Source organism: Treponema sp. UBA7567 (assembly GCF_002476655.1).
Lineage (GTDB): Bacteria > Spirochaetota > Spirochaetia > Treponematales > Treponemataceae > Treponema_D.
The window spans coordinates 1255-17531 of record NZ_DLLH01000039.1; the positions used below are offsets into that span (position 1 = coordinate 1255).

Annotated in this window: 14 protein-coding genes; 9 read left to right on the forward strand and 5 right to left on the reverse strand. The window is 39.7% G+C overall.

Translation table 11 applies throughout. The features are described 5' to 3' along the window. Nucleotides 1–59: 59 nt before the first annotated feature. Both B3Y13_RS04785 and B3Y13_RS04790 read right to left on the reverse strand, forming a co-directional pair. Nucleotides 60–386, reverse strand: coding sequence for a hypothetical protein (locus B3Y13_RS04785; protein ID WP_296693031.1), 327 nt, complete (start codon nt 384–386; stop codon nt 60–62). 94 nt (nt 387–480) lie between these two features. Next, complete coding sequence (locus tag B3Y13_RS04790) at nt 481–2160, reverse strand: hypothetical protein (protein ID WP_296693034.1); 1680 nt, start codon at nt 2158–2160, stop codon at nt 481–483. Between the two features lie 138 nt (nt 2161–2298). Here B3Y13_RS04790 and B3Y13_RS04795 point away from each other — a divergent pair, with 138 nt between their 5' ends. From B3Y13_RS04795 to rsmG, 4 genes are all read left to right on the forward strand, one after another. Next, a complete protein-coding gene (locus tag B3Y13_RS04795) occupies nt 2299–3039 on the forward strand; it encodes an RsmE family RNA methyltransferase (protein WP_296693035.1) in 741 nt (246 codons plus the stop codon). 206 nt (nt 3040–3245) lie between these two features. Next, nucleotides 3246–4046, forward strand: coding sequence for a hypothetical protein (locus tag B3Y13_RS04800; RefSeq protein ID WP_296017712.1), 801 nt, complete (start codon nt 3246–3248; stop codon nt 4044–4046). Beyond that, nucleotides 4033–5058 (forward strand): hypothetical protein, encoded by a 1026-nt coding sequence (locus tag B3Y13_RS04805; protein WP_296667703.1) that lies wholly within the window; start codon nt 4033–4035, stop codon nt 5056–5058. The genes B3Y13_RS04800 and B3Y13_RS04805 overlap by 14 nt, the downstream gene beginning before the upstream one ends. Nucleotides 5059–5133: 75 nt before the next feature. Then, nucleotides 5134–5862, forward strand: a complete 729-nt coding sequence (rsmG, locus tag B3Y13_RS04810; RefSeq protein WP_296667700.1) for a 16S rRNA (guanine(527)-N(7))-methyltransferase RsmG — start codon at nt 5134–5136, stop codon at nt 5860–5862. 108 nt (nt 5863–5970) lie between these two features. On the opposite strand, the gene B3Y13_RS04815 is transcribed toward rsmG, so the two are convergent. Continuing rightward, on the reverse strand, nt 5971–6141 hold the full coding sequence (locus B3Y13_RS04815) for a hypothetical protein (protein ID WP_288516204.1): 171 nt from the start codon (nt 6139–6141) through the stop codon (nt 5971–5973). Nucleotides 6142–6404: 263 nt separating this feature from the next. On the opposite strand from B3Y13_RS04815, the gene B3Y13_RS04820 reads away from it, so the two are divergent. Continuing rightward, nucleotides 6405–7766 carry a PFL family protein gene (locus tag B3Y13_RS04820; protein ID WP_296693037.1) on the forward strand — a complete coding sequence of 454 codons (1362 nt, stop codon included), beginning with the start codon at nt 6405–6407 and terminating at the stop codon, nt 7764–7766. A gap of 61 nt (nt 7767–7827) precedes the next feature. On the opposite strand, the gene rbr is transcribed toward B3Y13_RS04820, so the two are convergent. After that, nucleotides 7828–8370 (reverse strand): rubrerythrin, encoded by a 543-nt coding sequence (gene rbr / locus B3Y13_RS04825; RefSeq protein ID WP_296017688.1) that lies wholly within the window; start codon nt 8368–8370, stop codon nt 7828–7830. Nucleotides 8371–8433: 63 nt separating this feature from the next. Further along, nucleotides 8434–8832: a Fur family transcriptional regulator gene (locus tag B3Y13_RS04830; protein ID WP_296693039.1), complete on the reverse strand. Its 399-nt coding sequence runs from the start codon at nt 8830–8832 to the stop codon at nt 8434–8436. A 509-nt stretch (nt 8833–9341) separates the two neighbouring features. Between B3Y13_RS04830 and B3Y13_RS04835 the strand changes: the two genes are divergently transcribed. The 4 genes from B3Y13_RS04835 to B3Y13_RS04850 all read left to right on the forward strand — a co-directional run. Beyond that, nucleotides 9342–11141 carry a LysM peptidoglycan-binding domain-containing protein gene (locus tag B3Y13_RS04835; protein WP_296667003.1) on the forward strand — a complete coding sequence of 600 codons (1800 nt, stop codon included), beginning with the start codon at nt 9342–9344 and terminating at the stop codon, nt 11139–11141. A 52-nt stretch (nt 11142–11193) separates the two neighbouring features. After that, on the forward strand, nt 11194–13332 hold the full coding sequence (locus B3Y13_RS04840) for a flagellar assembly lytic transglycosylase (protein WP_414718186.1): 2139 nt from the start codon (nt 11194–11196) through the stop codon (nt 13330–13332). Nucleotides 13333–13495: 163 nt separating this feature from the next. Further along, nucleotides 13496–15250 carry a cation:proton antiporter gene (locus B3Y13_RS04845; protein WP_296693043.1) on the forward strand — a complete coding sequence of 585 codons (1755 nt, stop codon included), beginning with the start codon at nt 13496–13498 and terminating at the stop codon, nt 15248–15250. A gap of 86 nt (nt 15251–15336) precedes the next feature. Continuing rightward, a partial coding sequence (locus B3Y13_RS04850) for a GGDEF domain-containing protein (RefSeq protein ID WP_296693044.1) occupies nt 15337–16277 on the forward strand: 941 nt, incomplete at its 3' end.

Sequence of the window (16277 nt, forward strand, 5' to 3'; positions counted from 1 at the left end):
ATTAAATCATAAAACTCGAAGCTTGGGCTAAATAAACTCCGCTCAACCTAAAAATCTTTTTATATTTTTTCAAAGGCCGAAATTATAAAAACTCCGTCTTTTAAAACTTCAAATCCATTTTTTTGGTTTTCGTCAATTTTTCCTTCCAGATGAATTTTATTTCCCTGAAGCTTTGTAACATCCTCCAAAACAAAGTTTGCTCCGTCGGCAACTTTTAACGAAAAAATTCTTCCGTCATCGCATACAATTCCCGGAAAATCAACCGGCGAATTCCCGTACCATTTTATAAAACCTTCAATTTCTGTAGCTCCGTCATTTTTTGAAAAAGAAAAAATCGCGCCGCAAAAAAATAATGCAAAGACCAAAAAACAAAATATTTTTTTCATTCAGTTTTTCTCCCATAAAAAGTCAAGATTAAAATTTCAGTTTTAGGATTGACTTTTTAAGTTGTTTCGCAACAAAGCGAGAAACGACCGTTTTTTATTTTATTATCAAATATATTTTTTCCGCGCTTGTTCCAGACGAGAAACTGACGGAAACATTCGAACCGGAAAAAGTTCCTATTCCGTGAATTAAAATTCCATTTTCCGGTCTTAAATCAACACTTTTTGCATTATAGTTAAAAATTGCAGGTCCATAATATTCTTTTTCATTCACAGAAAAAGAATATTCAGAATCGAAAATATTGTAAGCGGTCATTGGATATTCATAAGGATTTAAGCTGTAATCGCCTGAATTGTATTTGAGCGTGCACTCTGCATCTTTATCGTGCGTATAAGTTGAATTTCCCAAAAGCGCCAGCAAGTATTTTTCAAATAAATCATCGTAAGTGTAATTTGTGCCATTTAAGGAATTTACAGCATCTGTTATTGAATCGTTATCCACATAAGAATTTTGACTGATTTTTTGAACAAGTTCCGCTCCGCCAAAATTTCTGGCAATAAACGAACCAAACGAAAATGCAGTTGCATACGAATAAATTTGATTCTTTGAATTGTATTCGCTAATTCCAGAATAGTAGTAATATGCGTTAAAAACTGTTGTTCTTGCTTTAGGAGAATCTTCGTCGTCAATTCCCAAATGTTTCTGCATCATATCTTCACAGAGCATGCTGAGCATTTCATTGTACCATTGACCGCTGGTCAGATCGTGCGAAACAGTTTTCTGGTTATAATTTACCATGTGCTGAAATTCGTGCGCCAAAGTAGAAATAGTAGTGTCAAAATTCGAATTTGAATATCCGGAATCTATATAAAAATATTTTCCGTTATTTGAAGTTACGCCATTTTCTGAATAATTATAAATATAGTCTTTTGCATAAAAATATCCGACAATTCCGCATTTATCTTCCTTGGAAAGGGAATAATCGTTTCCAATGTCGTAAACAACAATGTTTATTTTTGTACCAGTGCTGCTGTAATCTTCCATATTGCGCCATCTGGAATCATAATAAATATTATCAGATTCTTTTCCAAAAACATTTGTTATCATAGGATACATCTTGTCAAAGGCGTCCGCATATTTTTGAGCAATTGCAGAATCAACTTTGTTTTCGCCGGCAGTTGAAGAATAAAAATCGTCTACAACCCAGACATAGCAGTAAGTTCCAACTGCGCGGAGAGTTGCGGATTTTTGAACGAAAGTTGAAATATCGGTATTATTGTCCACGTAAATTCTTTTTGTTTCGCCTACGTTTCCGCTGATTGCAGTTTCGGACAAAACAGAAACCGAGCGGGCTGAAGAAGCGTAATTTTTTAAATCAATTTGCTCAGGAATAAAGCAGCCGGCAAAACCTTTTTGAAGATTTTGAACTTCTTCATCTAATTCTAAAAAATCGCTAGAAGTGCTGGAAACGGCCAGCCTTTGGCTTGAAGCCGTCAGAGTTCTTGTATTTGTTGAACTGATAGTTTGCGAACCGGTGTTTCTTCTTACAAAATAAAGTGTTTTTCCGGAAACTGCGTTTGAAATGTTTACGGTTTTTACATCTGCCGAAAGCTCAAAAATATCGCTCTGAGAAGCATCCCAAGAAACAGTTGAGGACGTTGCAGAAGAAACTGTCGAAGAAGTTGCTTCCGCAGTTAAACTTAAATCTAAATCGCAAGAAGCGAGAAAAAGCGTTGTAAAAACTACAAAGAACAAATTCTTTTTATACAACATCATTAGCCCGCTCCGATTTTTTGATAATTTTTAAGCAAAACAACAGCTTGGTTTATTATAAATTTCTTTTCGTTGTAAAATCTATAAAAAAAATCTAAAATTAGGTCATTCTAAGAGATTTCTTAGACACCAGGAATTTTTATGAATATTTGTCTTTTTACGAGTGAAGAAATTTCAAAACCGTTAAATAAAAGCGATGAGCGGGCACAGCATATTATAAAAGTTTTGCACAAAACGACTGGCGACACTTTTGATGCAGGAATTATTGGCGGTGCGGCAGGAATTGCCCAAATTACAGAAATTTCTGGCGACGGACAAATCAGTTTTTCTTTTGTGCCAAAAACCCGCGGCAAACCGCTTTATCCTCTCAGTTTGATTATTGGTTTTCCGCGTCCAATTCAATTAAGAAGGCTTTTGCGCGATGTTGCAGGTCTTGGATGCCGCAAAGTTATTTTGACTGGAACTAAATTGACCGAAAAATCTTATCTTGACTCAAACGTTGTTTCTGACGGCTCTGCATACAAAATGCTTCTGGACGGAACGGCGCAGGCGGCAAGCACTCATGTTCCTGAACTGATTGTTGCAAAATCGCTTTCGGAAGCAATAAATCTTGTAAAAAGCGACAGAGAATTTGAAACTTCGCTAATTGCCCTGGACAACCGCCGCCCAAAAGAAAGTTTGCGCAGTTTTTTGGAAAAAGAAGGTTCGGCAAAAATTGTTGCGGCAATTGGAAGCGAGCGAGGCTGGACGGACGACGAGCGCGACCTTCTGGAAAAAAACAATTTTACGCTCTGCTCGATGGGCTGCAGAATTTTAAGAACCGAAACAGCGGCGACCGTTGCGGCAAGCATTATTTTAAATTCGATGGGATTTTTGGAATAAATACAAAATTTGGACAAGGGATTGTAGCACCGCCGAAGGCGTTGTTTTGCAAGGCAAAACAATGGAGCGCGAAGACGCGGAAGTGCGAAAAGCCCGGTTTTTGCAAGGCAAAAATGGCCCGGAATTCAAAATTTAAAAATTGTTTTTTGAAAGCCTTGAGCATTTTTTTAATGACCAATTAAATTTTTTTGACTATAATTCGACTTATGGATAACGAAACTATTAAACAAAAACTTTTGGAAATTCAGCCGACGGAACTGGATTTTCAGGTAATTTTGACTGGAAAAGAATCGACAAGGGTAAACGGACTTTACAACCCGGAAACAAGAGAAATTTTACTGCACAATAAAAATTTTAAGGAAGACAATCAGCTTATTTATACGGCGATTCACGAATATACTCACCATCTTGTAAACGAAGAAAAACTTGCCGAAAGCGGCGGAAAAATTATGGCCGGCGGAAAAGCTCATAATGCGGCTTTTTGGGCTAAATTCCATGCCCTGCTTCAAAAAGCAGAAAGTCTTGGAATTTATAAGATTTCGATTGAAGAATCTCCTGAATTAAAGGAATTGACTGAAAAAATTCGTCGCGATTATATAGAAGTAAACGGAAAATTGATGCAGGAATTTGGAAGGCTTTTGAGCCAGGCTCATGCTCTCTGCGAAAAGTTAAATATTCGTTACGAGGATTATCTTGACCGCGTTTTGTGTCTGCCGCGCACAACTGCAAAAGAAATTACAAAAGTTGGAATGGTGGAAGTAAATCCGGCAATCGGTTTTGACAATATGAAAAAAGTTGCGTCATTAAAAAAATCGGAAGATCGTCAGGCTGCTGAACAGCAGATTCTTGAAGGAAAGCCTGCCGACACTGTTGCCCAGCTTATGAAACAGCACAAAAATGACGATCCAAGACAAAAACTCGAAAAAGAAAAAAATCGTCTGGAAAAAACTATCACTGCCCTCCAGCAGAGATTGCAATATGTGGAAGAAAGCCTTGAAAATCTGTAAAAAAACTGTTTTTTTGTCTGCCGCATTTATTTTGATTCTCAGTGCAAAAGTTGAAAATCCAATTTTTGCTCAGGAGAATTCTGCGCAAAAAAATCTGGAACTTCCGGCTCAGCCGAAGATGCCTTCGACTTCTATGCCGACAATTTCTTCGCCTTCAATCGGAAAAGGTTTTTATATTCCGGGAAATAAGGAATTTTATACCGGACGCAAAAACGCAGTTTCCAGCGCAAAAAACGCAGTTCCTTCAAAAAATGAAAATTCAGACGCAAAAAATTTGGAAGCCGAAGAAAATTCTACAGCGGTGGCATTTTCTGGCAAAAACGCTCAACTTTCCGAATTAAAAAATTATCTTACAGCAGGCGACCTCTCAAATTTGAGCAGTCTTGGGATTTTGGGAGAAATTTCCGGTCTTTCCAGCGAAAATTCTGGACTTTCTTTTCTCGGTTCTTCGCTAAACCAGACGAATCCGTCAAATTCGCTGAATTCCTCAAAAAATTTGGCTTTGAACGCACAAAATTCGATTTATTTACGGCAAATTCTTTCGGAACTTGAAAACTTAAAAAAGGCAGCCATCGGAAATGGCAATATTGGAACTTCTGCGCAAAATGCGGCAATTTTTTCTCAAAACGAAGCTTTAAAAGTTCCTCAAAAAAATCAGTCGATTTTGAGATTTTTAGTAAACGGTCAAAATCTAAAACCTGCCTGCAAGACTGTTTTTTTCTCTGAGCCGCAAGTTGACGGAACTTTTTTATTGACCGGCGACTGCAAATATCAGTTAAACGGAAAAAATCTTTCGGAAACTTTTTATATTTTGTTTAAGGCGGATGGAGCAACCAACGGAAGCAACAAATTTACCGCAACGACGGCGCTTTCTCAGACAGAAAAAAACAATTCGTCGTATCTGTATAAAATATGCCAGCTTGGTGAACTTTACGCCTACAAGACAGGAAATCTTGTAACATTAAAAGCGGAAAAAGACGGAACAAATCTAGATTTGCTTTTGAGCATGTAAAAACTGAAGCTGAAATTTCGGTTTCGATTTTATTTTTTTTATAAAATAAAATTTTTATTCAAAAAGAGGCATTTTATGAATTATCTTCACGAAGGACTTGTCCAGCTTGGTTTTGAAAAAGGCGATTTTTGCGGAATAAAAACGCTTCCGCTGCCAGAACTTGAAGAAAAAATGGACATTTACATAAAAACGCTTCTGGAGTTTAACGAAAAATTCGACCTTATAAATACAGAAGACTACGACGAAACTGCAATCCGCCATGTTTTGGACAGTTTAAGCGGCGCAGAAAAAGTCGCCGCCCTATGCGCCGGTCTTGTCGAAAAATCCGGAACAGAACTTTCTTTCGGTTGCAATAACCTTATGCTCGCGGACATTGGTTCTGGAGCAGGACTTCCAGGAATTCCGCTGGCAACCGCTTTTCCGTCATTAAATTTTACGCTTGTAGAAAGAATGTCAAAACGATGCAATTTTCTTTTGACCTGTGCACAAAAACTGAATCTTGAAAATGTTACGATCGAAGAAAATCAGGCAGAAAGACTTGCTCAAAAACGCTTCGATCTTTGTGTTTTTAGGGCTTTTAGACCGCTGGACAAAAAAATGCTCAAAATTTTGCGAAGAATTTTAAAAGATAACGGAAAACTTGCGGCTTACAAGGCAAAAGCCGAAAAAATAAAAGAAGAAATGGAAGCTTTGGAATCATCTTCACCAAAATACGTAATTGAAAAACTGACTGTTCCTTTTTTGACCGAAAACACAAAAGAAGGCGAAGAACGCGAACGAAACCTTGTCGTTATTGAAAAATAATATTGTAATTTTTTTGAAGTGAATTTTCTGTAAAATAAAAAAAACCGGTTCAAAAAATGAGCCGGTCTTTTGCCAAATTTTCAGTTCCTTACGGATTTTTAGTAAAAATTAGAAAATCAACTGTACGAGTTTTCCGATTGGGTCAAAATCCAAGAGAAGAATGTCAAATGCGAAGAATACAAAAAATCCTACAACTGTAATCAATGCAAGAGAAGCAACTCCAAGAACGCCTTCTACAAACGGATTAAGTTTTTTTTCTTCTTTATTGTTTGCTGCCATAAAAAGCTCCTATAGTTTCCAAGGGTATGAATAATAATATACTTTTGAAGGCATTACAGTCAAGTGTGAAAAAACGACATTTATTTGAACAACAATGCATTTTAAGATAGAATTGACCTTGCGTTAGGGATAGGAGCGGCGGCGGAGCCGTTCAAAAATAGCGTTCGGCTTGCTTGCATCTCATCATTTTTGAATGGAGCGAAAGCGGAACCGCGGATAGCCCGGCGGCGCGAAGCGGCGAAACGCCCTATTTTGGAGGAAATATGCTTTTTACACCTGTTGAAATTCAGGAGACCGTTAATATGTTCATGCAGCAGAAGCTCGATGTGCGCTGCATAACGATGGGAATTTCGCTTTTAGACTGCGCGGACTCGGACGAAAAAGCCGCAAACCAGAAAATCTATGAAAAAATAATGCGAAAAGCCGGAAATCTTGTAAAAGTCGGGCAGGACATTGAAAAGGAATTCGGCGTTCCAATCATAAACAAGCGCGTTTCTGTAACGCCAATCTCGCTCATTGCCGGAGCAAGCGGAGCAAAATCCTACGTTGAATACTGCAAAACGCTCGACAAATGCGCAAAGGAACTTGGAATCAACTTTATCGGCGGATTTTCGGCTCTCGTTCAAAAAGGAATTACTCCGGCGGACAGAATCTTGATTGAGTCAATTCCGGAAGCTCTGGCGACAACTGACTTTGTCTGCTCGTCTGTGAACTGCGGCTCGACAAAGTCGGGAATCAACATGGACGCTGTAAAGCTGATGGGCGAAATCATCAAGAAGACTTCCGAGGCAAGCAAAGACTGCGCGGTGAACGGCTGCTCAAAGCTCGTTGTTTTCTGCAATGCGCCGGAAGACAATCCGTTTATGGCGGGAGCTTTCCACGGACCGGGAGAAGGCGACGCTGTTATAAATGTCGGAGTTTCTGGGCCGGGCGTAATTCTTGCGGCGGCAAAAGACTATAAAGGAAAGCCAATAAACGAGCTTGCCGAGGGAATCAAGAAGATGGCGTTTAAAATCACGCGTCTGGGGCAGCTTGTCGGAAGCGAGGCTGCAAAGCGTCTTGGAGTCGATTTTGGAATTCTCGACCTTTCCCTTGCCCCGACTCCGGAAGTTGGAGACTCAGTTGCTCGTATTCTTGAGGAAATCGGCCTTGACGGAGCGGGCTGCCCGGGAACAACTGCGGCTCTTGCGATGCTCACAGACATGGTGAAAAAAGGCGGCGTAATGGCTTCAACAAGCGTTGGAGGACTTTCAGGCGCGTTTATTCCAGTCTCTGAAGACGAGGGAATGATTAACGCTGTAAAGCAAGGCTCAATCTGCCTTGAAAAGCTAGAGGCGATGACAACGGTCTGTTCTGTAGGACTTGATATGATTGCGATTCCGGGAGACACTCCGGCAACGACAATCAGCGGAATTATGGCTGATGAATTCGCAATCGGAATGGTGAACTCAAAGACAACGGCAGTCCGCCTGATTCCAGCACCGGGAAAAAAGGCTGGCGACTGGGTTGAGTTCGGCGGGCTTTTGGGCGGCTGCCCGGTAATGCCTGTGAGCAAATTCGGCTGCGCGGAATTTATAAACCGCGGCGGAAGGATTCCAGCTCCGATTCATTCGTTCAGAAATTAGGCAAAATATGCATAAAATCCCTGCCTGATTTGGAAAATCTGGCAGGGATTTTTGTCAGTTTTTAGTAGTTTACTGCTTCTACCTGAAAGAAACTCTGAGGATGAGCACAAACAGGACAAACTGCCGGCGCTTTTTTGCCTACTACGATATGGCCGCAGTTTGCGCACTGCCAGATTGCATCTCCGTCTTTGCTGAACACAAGTTCTTTTTCAACGTTGTTCAAAAGTTTGAGATAGCGCTCTTCATGATGTTTTTCGATTGCGCCAACCATTTCGAAAAGTTTTGCAATTCTTTCAAAACCTTCCTCTTTTGCTGTTTTTGCAAAATCAGCATACATATCTGTCCATTCATAATTTTCGCCTTCTGCAGCAGCCTTTAAGTTTTCTGCAGTTGTGCCGATTTCGCCGCCATTTAGAAGTTTGAACCAGATTTTTGCATGTTCTTTTTCGTTGCGCGCAGTTTCTTCAAAAATATCTGCAATCTGTTCAAAGCCTTCTTTACGAGCCTTGCTTGCAAAATAAGTGTACTTGTTTCTTGCCTGTGATTCTCCAGCAAACGCTGTCTGAAGATTTTTTTCTGTCTGTGTTCCTTTAATGTTTTCCATTTGACTGTTTCTCCTTTTTTATGGAATTTTTTGAAAGTTTTAAGCGCCCAAAAAGCACATCCATCAATTCTGCCCGTTTTTTCTACATTCAGGACAAATTCCTGTAAAAATTAAATTGTGCCCTTCAATAGAAAAACCCTGCTTTTGCATTTCTTCAACCGCATTATGAATTTCTAAAGTAACATTGCGCGGAACATCGAACATTTTTCCGCAAACGTTGCAATCAAAATGATAATGAGTTTCAAGAGTGCTGTCGAAATGATCAGCGCCGTTTGGCACAACAATTTTTTGAATTGCTCCGCTCTCTGCCAGAAAATTTAAATTTCTGTAAACCGTACCTCGACTAATATGCGGATTCTCTAACCTCGCATTTTCGTAAATTTCGTCGGCAGTCGGATGAGAAAAATTATTCTGCATGAGTTTTGCAACCAAATCTCTCTGTTTTGTGTTTCGAACTGTCATTGTAAATGATTATAACACAAAAAATCTGTTTGTAAATAGTAATAAGTCTTAATAGCAACAATTTATTATTGTTTTAAGAAAATTTCGCTAAAATCAATGTTCGGTTTTATAATAGGTCGAATTTCGAGTTTTAATAAAAATAGCTGCTAAACAGTTATTCCTATGCCAACAAGGCTGTCATTGCTGTGCTTGACACCGCGATGTTTGCATAGCTAACTCGATTAGCAATCTTTCCAATGGATTATCGGGTCAAGCCCGATAATGACACTAAAATTTAAAACTCGAAATTGAGCCTAATAATTTATGGAAGATTTAAGTTTTTCTTAGCCCGGATCGCACGGAAAGACCGGACAGAGCGGAGCGAAGGAGGACTTGCAGTAAGAGCCGGTTTGAGAGCAAATTGCGCTCCAAAGTCTCAAAAAAATTTTAAATCTCTATTGGTTTTTGATTTTTTTGCCGAAACTCTAATTGAATAGCCTTTTTTGGCCGCTTTTCTTTCGAGGTAATTTATGAAAACAATCGGTATTAAACTTGCAGACGGTTCTTTTTATCCAATTCTTGAAGAGGGAACTGCAAAAACTTACCAGCTCGATTTAACAACTGTAAAAGACGGACAGACTAAAGTTCAGATTGACTTGTACCGTTCTGAAAGTGGTTCAATGGAAGACGCTCAATACGTTGATACTCTGGAAGTTTCTAATCTTGTTCCGCATCCAAATGGCGAAGCTGACCTGCACCTTTCTGTTTCCTTGAACGAAAATAATGAGCTCGATGCAAAAGTGATTGATGAAGAAACTGGCCGTCAAAGCGAAACAAGCGTTACTCTCGTAAGCAGAACGCTCGCTGAACGCGCAAATCCTGCCAATTTTGAACTTTCAGAAGAACAAAAAGACAGCGCCGAGCAAGCAAAAATTGATGAAATTCCGGAAATTGCTGCCGGGCTTGACGAACCGACTTTTGCTGAAGATGATTTTGCGGCAGAAACTGTCGAAGATTCAGATTTTTCGGAATCCGAAGAAAGCGGCCGCTCTGAAAAACCGGAAGAACTCGAATTTGAAACCGTTCCGTTCAGTTTTGACAGCGAACTCGAAAACGATGTTGCGGAAGTCGATCCTGATTCTAAAAACGATGAGCCTCAGGCGGAAGGTTTTAAGGCTGAAGATGAACCGGATTTTGACGCAAAAGCGGCCGCTCCAGCCGAAGAAAAAACAGAAACCGAACAGAACGCCGGAATTGCTCCGAGCCCGGACGAAACTGTTTTTGAACCGGAAAACAACGCTTTAGATGCCGAGCAAAATAAAGCGGACGACAGCAATATTGTTTCCGAAGATTTTGAAATTCCTGACTTTCCAGAAAATTCTGAAAAAACTAAAGAGGCAGATAGTTTTGACGCTGCGGACAATTTTGAACTGCCAGAATTTCCAGAAGACAATTTGGATTCCAAAACTGACGACGATTTTTCCGGTTTGAAGGATGATGATTTTGCAGATTTGAAAAATGACAATTTTTCTGACTTGAAATCAGAAGACTTTGAGCTTCCAGATTTTGACGAAACTGTTGCTGACAGCAACACAGAAAAAAAACAGGAAAATGAAAATTCGGCAAAACCTGAGGGTTTGAACGGATATTTTGATGATCCCGCCTTTAAAAACGATCCTGTTTTTAACGAGACAAATCTTGATTCAACCAACAACGAAATCGATTTTGACACTTCGGCTTTGGATTCTCCAGATAGTTCTGCTAGTCCGGCAATGGATTTTTCTGATCTTTACGACAAAGAAACTTTAGACGGGAAAAACAATTCTTATAACGATGAAGAAGAAACTAAAAAGAAAACCCGCGTTCCTGTAATTATCTGCGTTGTATGCGCAATAATTTGTGTAATTGCAACCTTGCTTATTCTTTTTGTGGTTCCTTCAAAATACAACTTGCTCAAAAACCACAAAGAAAAAGAGCCAATTGAAGTTTTGTCGGAAAATAATTCTCAAACAGAGAATTCCGATATTCAACCGGAGGACATTCAGAACGAAGAAATTGCAGCAGAACCTAAACCTGCTCCAGAAGCGGTCGAAGACACTGTCGTAGTTGCTCCTGAACCGGAAGCTGTTGTTCCTGTTCCTCCAGCTCCGAAAACTGCCGAAAAAGCAAAAGACATAAAATACAGAATCCGCTGGGGCGACACTTTGTGGGATATTTCAGATGCCTATTACAAAAATCCATGGCGGTATAAAAAAATCGCAAGATATAATAAAATCAAGAATCCTGACCTGATTATTTCTGGCACAGATATTTTAATTCCGGTTGAATAAGTCGAGCGCAAACTTGAATAAATCGAAATTTTCAAGCCATCGGTCTGTGCTGGTGGCTTTTTTATGTCTTACACTTTTTTCCTCTTGCAAAGATTCCCGCGCATCGTCCTTAAAAAAGCAGTTTGGCAAAAATGACGCTTATTTTATGGCTTTAAAAGCGCTTGAACAAAATGATGAAAAAAACGCCATCCGCCTTTTTAAGGAAAGCTCAAAAAAATCAAACCCAAAAATTGCCCGTCTTTCCGCAGAAAATTTAACCTTGCTCGGAAACGTGACAGAGCGAAACCATGCAGCAAAAATTCTCGAAGCAAAATACGGCGATGACCAGGCTCTTCTTACAAGCGCAAAAATTTTCTTTGAGCAGAATGAATTTTCTCGCATAATTTCATCAACTTCAAAAATAAAACTGCAAACCGCCCCGGAAAAACTCGTTGAACTCAGGCTCAAAAGTCTGCTCAAAAAAAAAGACGCCCGCCTAAAAAATGAGCTTTTTGAATGGTTTACTTCGCGGCCGCTCACTCAGACGCATATAACTTTTTATGGCGAATACTTAAAATCTCTCAGAAATTCTTCAAAAACCGAGAATATTTTAAATTCCGCAAAAACCCAGGATTTGCCGCAAGATATTCAGATTATGAATTTTAGAATTTTGGTTTTTAACAGAAATTATGCGACTGCATTCAACGAAATCCAAAACATTCTAAATCTCTACAAAAATCAAAATTCTGAGCCGCATTATCAGATTTTGAGCGATATTGGAAAAGCAGCTCTTTACGGCACGGGCGACTTTAAGACAAGCGCGCAGTATTTTGAATCGCTTGCATCAAATTTTGTTTTGCAAGCAAGAAAACTTTTATCTCAAGCCGAAACGCAAAATTCTGCACAAAGCCTTTACGAACTTGCATACTGCGCATATTTTTACGCAGCCAGGCTTTACGACAGAGCTGGACGTTTCCAAGAAAAAGCTGCCCAGCGTTTTAAATCCGCTCTCGACTGCACAACCGACAACGAACGGTTCGACAACGCGCTTTGGTACCTTTTGAATATGCAGCTTAGAATATCGACCGATGAAATAATATCAACCTTAAAAAAATATTCTGAACGGATTTACAACAGAGCCTGGTTTGACGATTTTTTTGACAATTTTTCAGTTCTCCTTTTAAGACACGAAAAATGGCAGGATTTTTACAACGTCTGGAAACTTATTGACAGCCACGCTTCAGAAGAAACCGCCTGCAAATACGCATACATTTCCGGCAGAATTTTAGAAGAAGGCTACGGCGAAACTGACGGCGCTCCAAAAACAAAAGAAGCCGTTGCCGCCTACACCCGCGTTTTGAGCGGAAATTCAAGCCTTTACTACAAAGTCTGCGCAATCGAGAGAATGAATATTGTAGACAAAACCTATGTGACAGACATTTTATGTTCCGGCGGAACCGAAAAAACTTTTACAGAAGACAAGGACTCTCAAGTTTTGCTCGCAGGCTACGCCGCCTACGGCTTTCCTCAAAAAATTTATCCGCAGTGGCTAAAAGACAGAACCGTTTTGAGCATGGACGCAAACATTCAGGCAAGCCGTTTTTTAAACGAATGTGGAAAATTTGACAGCAGTTATTCCGTTCAAAGCCTAAGAATTGCCGCCAGAACAAAAACTTTTTGGTCAGGAAAAATTCCTTACGAACTTTTAGAATTAAATTTTCCAAGATTTTATTCAAATTTTGTCGAAGCCGCCTGTGCCGAAAACAAAATTTCAGAGCCAGTTTTGTACGCTTTAATCCGAAGCGAAAGTTTTTTTGACGAAAAAGCAGGAAGCTCAGCAGGAGCACGCGGTTTAACCCAGCTTATGCCTTCGACCGCCGCAGACGAAGCCCGAAAACTAAAATTGCCTGCAGATTACAACATTCTTGACCCTCAGACAAATATTCGCCTTGGAAGCCATTATTTTGCAAACCTTATTGAACGCTCAGAAAATAAATCAATCCTCTCCGCGCTTTTTGCATACAACGCAGGACTCACAAATGTCCGCCGCTGGAAACGCCCTCCAAAAATGAGCATGGATTTGTTTTTAGAAACGCTTCCATTCCAGGAAACACGCGAATACGGCCGAAAACTCATCGGAGCCGCCGCAATGTACGGATTTTTGTACTACGAAATCACTCCGGCACAAACCGTAAGAGAACTTTTTAAGTAAGGGGCCATTTTTGCTTCGCAAAAACCGGGTCTTGCGCACTTACGCGTCTACGCGCTCCATCATTTTGCTGCGCAAAACGACGCCTTTGGCGGTGCTCCAGCCCCTTGTCCGTTATTTTGCACAATCTTCATCAATTCACTATAATAAAAAACTGAGGTAAATTATGCAAAATCCATTGGCTGGCGTTCTTCCTGCGCAAATGCACTTTCTAAACTTGCAGGGCGGTCAAATCGTATTCCTTTTAGGATTGATGATTTTTTTTGGTTCCTTTGGCGGAAGACTTTTTCAAAAACTCAAAATTCCGCAGGTTGTCGGTTACATCGTAATCGGAATCATAATCGGTTCCTCTGGATTTAAAATTCTCGGAGATAAACTTATAAATTCTCTCGATCCAATCAACACAATCGCACTTTCGCTTATCGGTTTTTTGGTCGGCGCAGAGCTCAAAATTGACGTTATAAAAAAATACGGCAAGCAGTTCATCGGGATTCTTCTCGGAGAAACAACTGTTCCGTTTTTTGTCGTTGCAGTTCTCGTAGGAGGCGCAACTTTTATAATTACAAAAAATGCAACTTATTCTCTCAGCCTTGGACTTTTGCTCGGCGCAATCTGTACGGCAACAGCTCCGGCAGCAACAACCGATGTTCTTAAAGAATACAGAACAAAAGGTCCTGTAACAACGACAACACTCGGCATTGTTGCAATGGACGACGGTTTTGCCCTTATTGCATACACAATCGCAACCGCAATAGCCTCCCCTCTCCTCGAAGGACGTTCAGTTCCAGTTTTTGCACAGCTGGGTTCAATTGCTTTTGAAATTTTCGGTTCAATCGCATTGGGACTTATAATCGGATTTATTCTTACAAAAATCATTACAGGAATGATGAGCGACGACGCCAGGGTTTTGGGCTTCAGTCTTGGACTTTTGTTCCTTTCGACAGGAATCTGCTCTCTCGCCCACTTTACCGCTGGATCTGTTTTGTTAAAATTTGACCACATTATGACGGCAATGACAATCGGCTTTTACGTTACGAACTTTTCGCTTCCAAAAGTCAAAAATATGTTCAAGCTTGTAGACAAATACACTCCGCCTATTTATGTCCTTTTCTTTGTAAACGTAGGCGCAAAACTCAACGTCTGGCAGTTAAAACCGCTTTTTATCTTAATCGCGATTCTCTACATTGGAGGAAGAACATTAGGAAAAACAATCGGTTCAAAACTCGGAGCGCATATTACAAAAGCTCCAGATACAGTCCGCAAATATCTTCCGTACTGTCTTTTGAGCCAAGCTGGAGTTGCAATCGGTTTAAGCACATCGGCAGGCCGTGATTTTGCAGATACAATCGGCGGCGAAATAATGCTGATTATTACGGCAACAACATTTATCGTTCAGATAATCGGGCCAATCTGTGTCCGCTATGGAATCACAAAAGCCGGAGAAGCCGGCTTGGACGTGACGGCCGAAGATTTAATAAAGACGACTTTTGTAAAAGACGTAGAAGTTGACGGCGAAAAAATCTGTTCACCAGACAATTATGCGATTGTAAACGAAACTGACATGGTCGGACAAATCATCAATTCATTCAGCCAACATTCAAATATGAATTATGCAGTCCGCGGTTCAGACGGAAAAATTGCCGGCCAGATAAGCATTGAGCACATAAAAGAAGCCATGCAAATCGGCGAAATGGGAAGCTATATGCTTTCGATGGATATTATGGACAAGCCGGCTCTAACCTGCACTCCGGATACTCCGCTTCCAGAGACATATAAACTTTTTGATGACTACGACACTGATGCAATCAGCATTGTGGATAAAGACGGAAAGCCCCTCGGAATTCTGGAAAAATATGCCGTAGACCATTATCTGCACCAGAGAATTGTTGCGCTTGAGCACAAGCTCGCGGCAATGGCATAGAAAATCGTTTTTTATAACAACATGTAAAATTAAAATACGGACAAAAAAGAGGCATCCTTTGGCTCACTGTTAACGCGGAGTTTAAAATGAATAATAAAGTAGACATAAAATGCGTATATCTTAATGAGAAATTTGAAATTCTCGATGCAAACCGTGAATTTTATGTCTATTTTGATGCCGTAGGCCACGACATAAAGACAGTCGATGATTTTACTGGAACAGGCAGTTTAAGTTCACTAAAAAAGTTTCTTCTTTCAGAAAATAAGCAGAACAAATACAAGCTTTTAAAATTCAAAAAAAATTATCGCACCTTAAAAACAAATTTTGTTACGGCATACGACAGCATTTTTAAAGGACAAAAATCAGTCTGTCTCAAAATGATTGATATTGAACAGTGCATAAAATTCATAAAAAAACAAAATAACGACACAGACGAACTTGTTTATGCGCTAAGCATTCAAAACGACTGCACTTTTTCTTATCATGAAAATGACAATTCTATAAAAATTACGCAATTTTACAACAATAAAAAAAATGTCCTTTACGAATGTGATATTGATGAATGGAAAAAATACTGTCTTGAGCAAAAATTTATTCCAGAAAATCAAGAATCGGCCTTTTTAAATTTTATTGAAAAAGTAAAAACCTGTCCAAAAGAAATAAATGCAAGTTTTTACACTTCAATCCGCACAAATAACCCGGAAATTCTCGAAAACCTTCATTTTTTGGGAATTCGTTTTGTTTCTAACGGGGAATTGACGGTTATAGGAAGAATTATCCTTAAAGAAAATGCCGAACAATTCCGCCAGCAAAAATACGTTATTGAGCAGCTGCACACAGATTCTCTCACAAAACTTTTTAACAAAGAAACAATTACAACGTATGCAAAAAGAATTTTTGAAGAGCACAAAAAAGAAAATTCAGCGCTTGTAATTATGGATCTAGACCATTTTAAATCTGTAAACGACACTTTTGGACATTTGGCAGGCGACAAGGTTCTTTCGAGAACTGGAGAAATTCTAAAAGA

Excerpts from the sequence above, each read along its gene's own strand:
- B3Y13_RS04835 (WP_296667003.1), top strand. The coding sequence starts at position 9,342 with ATGAAAACAATCGGTATTAAACTTGCAGACGGTTCTTTTTATCCAATT.
- B3Y13_RS04785 (WP_296693031.1), bottom strand. The coding sequence starts at position 386 with ATGAAAAAAATATTTTGTTTTTTGGTCTTTGCATTATTTTTTTGCGGC.
- rsmG (WP_296667700.1), top strand. The coding sequence starts at position 5,134 with ATGAATTATCTTCACGAAGGACTTGTCCAGCTTGGTTTTGAAAAAGGC.
- B3Y13_RS04790 (WP_296693034.1), bottom strand. The coding sequence starts at position 2,160 with ATGATGTTGTATAAAAAGAATTTGTTCTTTGTAGTTTTTACAACGCTT.
- B3Y13_RS04830 (WP_296693039.1), bottom strand. The coding sequence starts at position 8,832 with ATGACAGTTCGAAACACAAAACAGAGAGATTTGGTTGCAAAACTCATG.
- B3Y13_RS04845 (WP_296693043.1), top strand. The coding sequence starts at position 13,496 with ATGCAAAATCCATTGGCTGGCGTTCTTCCTGCGCAAATGCACTTTCTA.
- rbr (WP_296017688.1), bottom strand. The coding sequence starts at position 8,370 with ATGGAAAACATTAAAGGAACACAGACAGAAAAAAATCTTCAGACAGCG.
- B3Y13_RS04795 (WP_296693035.1), top strand. The coding sequence starts at position 2,299 with ATGAATATTTGTCTTTTTACGAGTGAAGAAATTTCAAAACCGTTAAAT.
- B3Y13_RS04815 (WP_288516204.1), bottom strand. The coding sequence starts at position 6,141 with ATGGCAGCAAACAATAAAGAAGAAAAAAAACTTAATCCGTTTGTAGAA.
- B3Y13_RS04800 (WP_296017712.1), top strand. The coding sequence starts at position 3,246 with ATGGATAACGAAACTATTAAACAAAAACTTTTGGAAATTCAGCCGACG.
- B3Y13_RS04820 (WP_296693037.1), top strand. The coding sequence starts at position 6,405 with ATGCTTTTTACACCTGTTGAAATTCAGGAGACCGTTAATATGTTCATG.